Source organism: Edaphobacter aggregans DSM 19364 (genome assembly GCF_000745965.1).
GTDB lineage: Bacteria > Acidobacteriota > Terriglobia > Terriglobales > Acidobacteriaceae > Edaphobacter > Edaphobacter aggregans.
In genome coordinates this window covers 1-9,434 of sequence record NZ_JQKI01000177.1, presented here as the reverse complement: position 1 = coordinate 9,434, position 9,434 = coordinate 1, and the positions used below count along the sequence as shown (strand labels likewise).

Sequence of the window (9,434 nt, the reverse complement as noted above, 5' to 3'; positions counted from 1 at the left end):
AAGGGCGTAGTTCCATTCGGTGCGTTTTTTGCTCTCTTTGTTCCTGCACTTATCAGCTGGCTTGTTCCGGCTGTCATCATCTCCTTCACGATCAGTGGAAGAAGCGTACCTCTCGAGCGAAGCAATGTGCGCGTTCGGAAGGGTGGATACGTAGTTGCCGCGATGCTTCTGAGCACGATTGTTGTGACCGTCCTGCTTCATCACACTCTGCATCTGCCACCCTTCCTTGGAATGATGTTAGGTTTAGGGGCACTGAATCTGTACTCATACTTTTTACATCGTCACGAATCGAAAGTATTCGCAGAGAGTATTCCCGACTCCGCACAGAACGATGAGTTTGAGAGAAGATCTGAGCACAGGGAGCCGTTCAGTATCTTCAATATTCTCCGGATGGTCGAGTGGGACACGTTTCTCTTTTTCTATGGAATCATGCTCTGCGTGGGAGGTCTGGGCGCTATCGGATATCTGAATGGCTTGTCGTCGATTCTCTATACAGGGCTGGGATACACAACCGCGAACATCCTCATCGGGGTCCTATCGGCCATCATCGACAATATCCCGCTTACCTATGCCGTCCTCACTATGATGCCGCATATGGATATGGGCCAATGGCTCCTCCTCACGCTCGCCGCTGGCATTGGCGGCTCGCTTCTATCAATAGGATCGGCGGCAGGCGTAGCTCTCATGGGCCTCAGAAGAGACACCTACACATTCTTTTCGCATTTGAAATGGAGTTGGGCCATTCTTCTCGGGTATGCCTCAGGAATTGCAGCCCATATCTACATCAATGCGTCAACGTTCAAATGAGCCGAAGAGGGTGTGAACACACCTTCTTCATTTTCCGTGTTTCTCACATGAGGCGGCACGGCCAGATGGTAGGTGTTTGCGCCATCCAGCGTGACGTCATGTTCGAGGGTCACGATCTCACCATCTACAACAAATGATGGAGTTTCTGTACCTCGAATGCATCCCCGGGGGCAGCCCTGATAGGGTTCTATCGTTTCTCGGTACTAATCGCAAAACCGGATGCCGCGCCCGCGAAGGCGAAGCCCTCCTTACTTGCGAGAGCCGATTCTAGCGCACTACAGCCGAGCCCGTGTGCACGCGACTCTCCTCTAAGTCGAGATCCCGCTGCAGCGTCCTAAGCACATCATCATCAATGTGTCCCTCGTCCCACAACCGGAGCAGAGCAACTCGCTCCGCGTGAAGCACCTCCAGGATTGCAGTGCTCCGCAGCGTCGAATCCACGAGCCCCTCCACGCGCTCCCGATCTGCTGGCACCGCGTCCAGCCGTTGCTGATAGCCCGCAATCAACTCACCAAGCATCGCTGACTGATCCCGATTTTTCGACCGCTTCCTGTCGAGATGCACCAGAGCTTCTCGTAGCAACACACGCCGCGCGTCCTGCTCCTCAGCTTTCATGCCAATAGGCTCTGATAATCCCAGCCTTCGAATGAGCCATGGCAGCGTCAGTCCCTGGACCACCAATGTCGCCACAATCAAGCAAAAGGCCAGATAGATGATCATGCTTCTCTGCGGAAATGTGCTTCCATCAGGCAGCGCGTACGGCAACGACACCGCCGCGGCCAGCGACAATACCCCACGCATTCCACCCCAGCCAATCACAAACAATCTTCGCGGTGCCGGCTTCTCCACCTCGACCTTCTGGGCCCAACGCTGGACCGCGTAGGCGATATAGGTTTCTCCATATACCCATACCATTCGCACCGCGATCATCACTGCGCTGAAGCCAACCCCATACTCCATCAGCACAACGCGGCTCATACCGCTGATTTGGCCCATCACATACGGCAGCTGCAGCCCGATCAGCACAAACACAATTCCGTTCACGGCGAACGTCAGCGCATCCCATACCGCTGTCGCCTGCAGCCGCACCTGCGGTGACATGTTGCCCGAACTCTTGCGGCTCATATACATGCTGCATGCGATCACGGCGATCACGCCTGATACATGCGCTCGATCGCCTAGGAGATAAGTCGCATAGGGTACGAGAATACTGATTACAATCTCAATCGGCCCGTCGTCCACCCATCTCTCAAACCACGCCACCGCAGCTCCGATTGCCAGGCCAATCAGCACGCCTCCGCAAGTCAAAAACACTAGCCGACCGACTCCCTCGATTATCGACGGTGTCCGCCCCGTCATCAGCATCAGCAAGCCAAATTGCAGCGCCAGCAGGCCAGTGCCATCGTTCACGAGGCTCTCCGCTTCGAGAAGGTCCACTATTCTTTGTGGCAGCCCAACTCGCCGCGCAATCGACGTTGTCGCGATCGCATCCGTCGCCGCCACTACCGCTCCCAGCAGCACGGCGGATCTCCAATCGAAGCCTGGTAGCAACGACCCCGCCATCAGCGCCAGTCCTAGAATCGTGAAAAACACTAGCCCCACCGCAAGCATCGCTATGCTGACGAAGTTCCGCTGGAACTCCCTCCACGACAGCGTCCACGCCGCTGAATAAAGAAGCGGAGGCAAAAACACTAGAAACACAAGATTCGGATCCAGGCCAATCAGCGGCATTCCCGGCAGAAGGCTCAACACCAGCCCTGCAATCACCAATAGGATCGGATAAGCAATCTTGAGTCGTCGAGCCAGCCCCGCAAAAACAGCTACAAACACCAGCAATAGGAGAAAAACTGCCTCAACCGACTGCACCCCTGAGCCAGGCTGCATTAGCCCCCCTGCCCGAGGCCGACCACGATCACACATCGGCTGCCGAAGTAAAACGCGAAGAGCATGTCTTATTATCTCGCCAGAAGAGAGCAGACGAAGCTGCCAATACACGTTTCTCATCGCAAGAAATGGTTGCGGCTCAGTTGGTGAGGAACCGATTAGTACTGAAATGTCGGCCAGTGTTTACAAATCCAGTCCACCTGGACGTAAAACCGGCTATTTTTTACGTCTTGGTGTACTGACACCCTGATTGTTCCAAATGGCCCATTTTGCTGCTCGATCCCACGCAGAAAGAGATAGTGCTTCCAGAAGGCACACTCCGAAGGGATTTCCAAGGAGTGTGGGAAGGGTGGGAAGCCGGCCTTATGGCTTTCCATGCTTTCCATACTCTGTCATTTACATGGCCTGCTTTGAACCACCTTTTCCCGAAATCACAATCATCGCGAAGACCGCTTTGGTAGCAGGCATCTGTCGATGAGTGAGTTGACGATTTATCGCCAATTGAGACTCGGTTTTGGTGACATGCGCTGCAGTAAATATCTACTGCCACAAACATCCTGATGAAGGTGCGTGAGGACCGAGTTGTGTTGCATGGTGACAATCGATCACCTCGTGCTCCGACTAGTTATAAGTCGTAATAAGATATAATACACCTAGGATGTGACCATGCCTGAAAATATCTCGTTGTCAACATCGAGGCTCAACACCCTTGCGGAGTTTCGATATGCGCTTCGTCTTTTCCTGAGCTTTAGCGAGAAGGCCTCACTAGAAGAGGGTGTCTCCGTGCAGCACTATCAGCTCCTCCAGGTGATCGCCACGGCGCCGGACGGGGCGGAGGCTTCCATAGGTTTCGTCGCGGAGCGGATGGTTCTGCGGCACAATAGCGCTGTGGAACTGGTCGACCGTGCGGCGCGATCTGGCTTGGTGAAACGGAAGATCGATCCGGAAGATCTTCGCCGTTCACTGGTTGTCCTTACCCCTAAGGGGGAGGAAGTTCTTGCTCGGCTTGTGCCGGCACACTTGGCGGAGCTAGACGCACACGGCGACAAGATTATGCGTGCGCTGAAATTGTTGCTGGCTCAAAGCAAGGAAGAGCAGATCGCTACGCAAAGAGGGATTTTGAGATTACTACGCCGATAGCCGCATGGTGCTGATGAATGTCTTTGCAGTGTTGGTTGCTGCTACCCAAGAAATGAGCGGCTCTTTATATGTCCTCCTATGTTGATCCTGTGACTCCTTCACCCAGTCAGGATGTGTCGAAACCCAGTTTCTGGGCGAGATTTCCTGGGCTTTATGCACGTTTTTACTCTTGGCTGCTACGCCGCATGCCTAGTGAGCGACAGCGCCTTCTGGCAGTGACCATTCTGGCCGGCGGATTATGTGGACTGGCTGCCGTTGCTTTTCACTTGAGCATCATGAAGCTTGAAGTTCTGTTCATCGAACGTGCCAACGCCGCTCCGGGGCACAGCTGGATATGGTGGACCATCCTTTCTCCCACTATCGGGGGGCTGATTGCCGGCATCGGTCTTACGTATTTCGCTCCGGCGGCTGCCGGTAGCGGTATTCCTCAGGTGAAGGTGGCTTACGCTCTGCGGCACGGCAAAGTCACTGTCCGTGAAACAATAGGCAAGTTCGTTTTGTGCGCTATCCAGATCGGCTCTGGAGCTTCGCTGGGACTTGAAGGACCCACTGTGCAAGTGTGCGCCGGTGTCAGCAGTATGCTGGCCCGTCTCGCCCGACTAGGACCGCAGAACACTCGGCGCATGGCTTCGGTGGGCATGTCGGCGGGCATTGCCGCTGCATTTAACGCGCCTATCGCCGCCGTCACCTTCACTCTTGAGGAACTAATCGGTGACCTCGACCAGACCATGCTTTCTGGTGTCATCGTCGCCGCCGCGCTGGCTGCCGTTGTCGAACATTCGATTCTGGGCTCCAATCCGGTCTTTCATTTGCAGGCCAACTACACGCTTACCAACTCCTCATCACTGGTGTGGTACGCGGTACTGGGCCTGCTCGCGGCCATTGTCTCGGTCGCCTTCACCGATTCGCTGCTGGGCCTTCGGGCCTGGTTCCGTCGGCTGACGGATGTACCTCGCTGGGTGCACCCAGCCATTGGCGGCGCAGCCACGGGCGGCATTGCGTCTGTGGCACTGGCGCTCTTTCACCTCAATGGCATCGCCGGCGATCCCTATAAGACGCTCACCTTGGCGCTCACAGGCAAAATGACGGTGACCGCAATGGCGGTCTTTTGTGTCCTAAAGCTTGCTTCCACCGTCAGTTCCTACTCCAGCGGGGGCTCCGGCGGCATCTTTGCACCGGCGCTCTTTATGGGCGCCATGCTGGGCGGCGCGGTGGGCTACCTGGACGTGATCGTGTTCCATCACTCAGCCGACTCCATCGGCGCCTTCGCAGTAGTCGGTATGGGAGCTGTCTTCGCCGGCATAGTGCGGGCCCCCATGACCTCGGTGCTAATCATCTTTGAAATGACGGGCGGTTACGGCCTGGTTCTACCGTTGATGATCGCCAACATGAGCGCCTTCGCCCTTGCCCGCCATTGGCGTCACATTCCTGTCTATGAAGCGTTACTGGCACAAGACAACATCTATCTGCCCCACGGAGGCGGCCCGATAGATCCGCCAGACAATGAGCCCGTACCGGTCATGACTGTCGGAGCGGTCGGCTGACAACCTGCTTGGATTCTCGGTCTTTGGCTGGTTAGCGCGCAGATGCTTTCAGCTTCGTTTCCCGCAATCGTGTGACCTTCTCAACCCCGCGGTCATGCTCAGGAGACCATGAGCGTAAGTTGCCACCATCGAGACGCCTTCTGAATCGCGCAGGTTAGGCCTCTCCGTACAGAGTGTCTCCCTCGATTCCGGAATGTCCCACACGAGAATTTGGGGGCTTTACAGTCCTCGGTAGCTTGCCTGAGCGCGGGTCCAAAGGCATATAATCCATTCGTTCGGTATTCGCGGTTGCGAGGAACCGAACGTGCGAGGCCGCAGGATGCTAACCCGTGCGACGACAATGAAGGTATCGACCAGCTGGACGACCAGAGTCGTTCTACTTTTCTTCGTGGCAGCGATATTTCTTTGGGTTATGCAGACGAGACTGTCGTCCTACAAACCTCCATCACCTGTACGTACTCTCTCGGCGGCGACTCTGGCAATTAGCAAGCAGCAAGTTGTTCACATCGCCAGGAAGAGTCAGATTCCTTCAGGCAAGGCATTTGTCTTCTCGTTTCGTATCGCATTGGTAGCCGCGATTGCCTCTGGAGTGACCTTAATTATGGGACGGGGACAACGAATCGGTGTGCCCCTTCTTCGCTCTATCTACTTGTCCGATATTCATTCCTTCCTGAGACCTCCTCCTCTACGCCACTAACTACACCGGCGACAGAGTGCCAGATGTTGCACCGCCATGCTTTGAGTTCGAGAGCTGCAGAGACGACTCAAGGTGCTCATCCTCGCCGGTTGGGATTGACGGAGGAACTATGAATTTCCTATGGATACTGGTAGGAATGCCTATCGTTTGCGGACTGTATAGCATCTATCTCGTGCTCCGGAGCAGGTCTCAGGAGAAAGACCAAAAGGCATTGCTCTCCCATCGAACGTAGCGAATACCTTTATGCTGGCCACATTTTCATGCAATAAATAGATCAGGAGCACGCTTATTACTCTCGTCATAACATTGTGTTCGCAGAACACGTATTCCGTCGAAGAAATTGTGGGGGGACGGTACACGGAGGTCGCTCAATTGGCGGGCGATCATGATCCACAGAAATGGATCACCAGCCGGTATCTTCTTTCCGAGCCTGCCCTTAGCTACTTGCGACGAGAGATTGCGGCCGGAACTGAGAAACTCTCCCCGATCTTCAGGGTCGAGCGTAGGTAATTCTGACGATGTCGGATCCACAACTCTGTGCGGAACTGAAGACGCTATTCGTTGAGGCTGAGACGGAGCGCACGGCAGCCGAAAATGCCATGACGAATCCGTCTCCATCATTCCTGGAGAGGCGTGAACGGTTCGAGTTGGCACGGAGGCACCTAGCCTCGGCTCGTCGAGCACTCCATGACCACCAAACTCAGTGTGCTAAATGTGGCTAAGACTAAGCGCGTGATCTCCGCGACCGTCCGAAGTAAGTCAATCTACTGACAGAACTTCTCGCCGCAGCCTCGATATCGCAAGCAGCACAATAAGAAGCGAGGTCGCAAACACGGCGCACGCGATGAGGAAAGACCGATCCACGCCGGTCTCAGTGATCGGCCGCGTGGTAAAGCCGCCGGCGATACCGGTCCACCAATAGGCGAACAGCCCAATGTCCATCATGATGTGACCGATCATTCCCGGAATAAGCGATCCAGAGGACCAGGCAAGAAGCCCTAGCAGTACGCCTGCGCCAAACACGACGGGGACCATCCCCGGCGTTACCCAGGCTTTGTTGAGATGCAGCGCCATGAAGAAGAGCGAGGAAATCAGAATCGCAACCGGCGCTCCATGGCGCTGTTCGATGGGGCGCTGCATGTACCCACGAAAGCCGGTTTCTTCGCAAATCCCCGCCGATGTGGCAGAGACCACCAGTGCCAGCCACCTTTGAGACCGGGAGGGGATAAAGGAAAAATCATAACCGTGTCGAAACGCCGCCATCGGAAAGGACACAAAGCGGAACAGTAAAACAATTGAGGCATGGATCGTCGCGGCAAAAAAGAACGCGGCGATAAGGCCCCAAAACCATTGCGTGGGCGAAAGTGTGCCGCGGCGGAACGCTGTGGCACGTGCAGCTTGCATCGTGCGTGGAGGCCCTCCGCCGCTTGCCCACCAGAGATAAAGTCCGAGGAATATCGCCTCGGCGATTGCAGCGAGTGGCACGCCAAGGTTAGGAGCAACAGCGGCCACACGTTGGCGGCGACAAGAGCAATAAGAAGGCCGGAGATGATGGCCATGAAGGAAACGGGCAATTTGTTAACGGGCGACGGTCTGTCCCGAAAAATCCCGTAGTGCCCCCAAAGTCGGGTTTGCGGCAAGTTCATTAGCGTCTGAATCGACGGGACGCGAAGTTGCCGGCAACCCCGTTCCGGAAAGTAGCCAAAATCGCGAAGCAGAACCCGGCCGCCCGCGTGGTTACGTCAATTTTTCTGAACGGTCTCAAGAGAGGCTTTGAGCGCCCATCCGAAGTCGTTTGAACCCTATACGTCTGCGCCTTGTTCATCAGTCCATCAATGTCACTTTCAAGGGCCCACTTTTCACCGCGATGAAGCTCCCGAATCCGGAAAAATGTCCCTATCCGGCATGAGCCCAATCGATTGTTGCATCGGCCGAATCTCGGGGTTGGACATAAACGTGCGCCACACCAGCCCTGTGCGCCCGTTCTCTATCATCACAGTCTGTGGCGCCTGGTTCAGTCCCATCGTGATTCCCGAAGACCAGTTCTCCTGCTCGTTGAATGCATCGCGAAAGCCGTAGATGTCCCACAGCTGGGCCCCAAGGTCGCGGTACCAGTGCTTCAACGCCGCCATGGAGGCATTCGGCGTATATGCATACGCGCTGATTGCTCCCGTGGGCGCAATCGTTCCGTCGTCCGTGGCAAATGGTTTGTACTCGTGATACCTGTCGTTCGGCCCGTCTACCGCCGTCAGGCCCCAGCTATCCGCGCCATAACCTTTGAAGTGCTGGGGGTTCGCCACAGAGTATGCCTGACTCACCAACGACTCGTTTTGGTTGTTGCGGAAGTAGTTGGTGTATTTATCGCGTATGCCGCGCGGATCATATCCCAGGTATGAATATTGAGTGAAGAACAACGGCCCGGGTGATCCCTCCACGTATCCCTGTTCGAGCGGAATCCCGAAGTACGTCTTTTTGATCCCGTACAGACCACCCGTGCCCTCCCGCGCATATCCTGTCCAGTACAAACTGGCGGGAACACCGTGTGTGGGGGAAGCGATCGCGAGCAAGTAGGTGATCATGACCTCGTTCCAGCCCTGAAGCCGATTCGCAATGTGGAAGGCGTAGTCAGGTGACCAATGCCAATACAGCGCGTCCCGCTTCGGCGTCGCCCGAAACCAGTCCCACTCCACGCTCAGCCAAAGTGCCGTGATTCTGTCACGCAGTTCCCGCTCTTTTGGGTTCTCTCCGTTGAAGTATTGCCGCGCTGTCAGCAGTCCTTCCATCAAAAACGAGGTCTCTACCAGGTCCGCGCCATCGTCGTAAATCCCGAAGACCGCGATGGTGTGTCCTGTCCTTCCACTCAGGAAGTGCGGCCATGCTCCGTGGTATCGGTCTGCCCGCTCGAGAAAGCGCGTGATCTGGAGCATGCGATCAATGCCTTGCTCACGCGTAATAAAGCCACGGTCGACTGCGACCACCATCGCCATCACACCAAAGCCGCTCGCACCCAGCGCGATGACATCATCAGCTCCCGGCTGCGACTCGCACGCCATGCCTGATACCGGCTCCGCCGCCTCCCAGTAATAGCGGAAGCTCGCCTCCTCGACCATTGTCAGCAACTCGTCGTCCGTCATTGGCCGCGTCTTTGCCGTCGCCACGTCCGTCATCGACGACTCCGCCATCGACGAGGTCCGAGCCGAGACCTTGTAGCTCGCCGTCGCATGCGGGTCTCCCACATAGTCCGCGTATCTGTTCACGCCGTAACGCTGCACCCCGATCGCCTTATAGGCCCCCCCGTTCAGAGAACGATAGATTACATACTGCGCAATTGTCGGGTCGTCCGCGCCCTGCCAGCGGAGATC

The 9,434-nt window shown here is 55.9% G+C and carries 6 protein-coding genes; 3 read left to right on the top strand and 3 right to left on the bottom strand.

Translation table 11 applies throughout. The annotated features are described in order from the left end of the window. Window positions 1-807: sodium:proton antiporter NhaD (nhaD, locus tag Q363_RS28335; protein WP_035357361.1), on the top strand; the 807-nt coding region annotated here is incomplete at its 5' end. A gap of 267 nt (window positions 808-1,074) precedes the next feature. Here the strand turns inward: nhaD and Q363_RS28330 are convergent. Then, window positions 1,075-2,691: a Na+/H+ antiporter gene (locus Q363_RS28330; RefSeq protein ID WP_035357359.1), complete on the bottom strand. Its 1,617-nt coding sequence runs from the start codon at window positions 2,689-2,691 to the stop codon at window positions 1,075-1,077. Between the two features lie 666 nt (window positions 2,692-3,357). Here Q363_RS28330 and Q363_RS28320 point away from each other — a divergent pair. Next, a complete protein-coding gene (locus Q363_RS28320) occupies window positions 3,358-3,831 on the top strand; it encodes a MarR family winged helix-turn-helix transcriptional regulator (RefSeq protein WP_051979459.1) in 474 nt (157 codons plus the stop codon). Window positions 3,832-4,106: 275 nt separating this feature from the next. Beyond that, window positions 4,107-5,375, top strand: coding sequence for a chloride channel protein (locus Q363_RS28315; protein WP_035357355.1), 1,269 nt, complete (start codon window positions 4,107-4,109; stop codon window positions 5,373-5,375). Window positions 5,376-6,831: 1,456 nt separating this feature from the next. On the opposite strand, the gene Q363_RS28305 is transcribed toward Q363_RS28315, so the two are convergent. Then, a complete protein-coding gene (locus tag Q363_RS28305; protein ID WP_035357353.1) occupies window positions 6,832-7,476 on the bottom strand; it encodes a CPBP family intramembrane glutamic endopeptidase in 645 nt (214 codons plus the stop codon). Between the two features lie 455 nt (window positions 7,477-7,931). Next, window positions 7,932-9,434 (bottom strand): glucoamylase family protein (locus Q363_RS28300; RefSeq protein ID WP_051979458.1); only part of this gene is annotated, 1,503 nt, incomplete at its 5' end.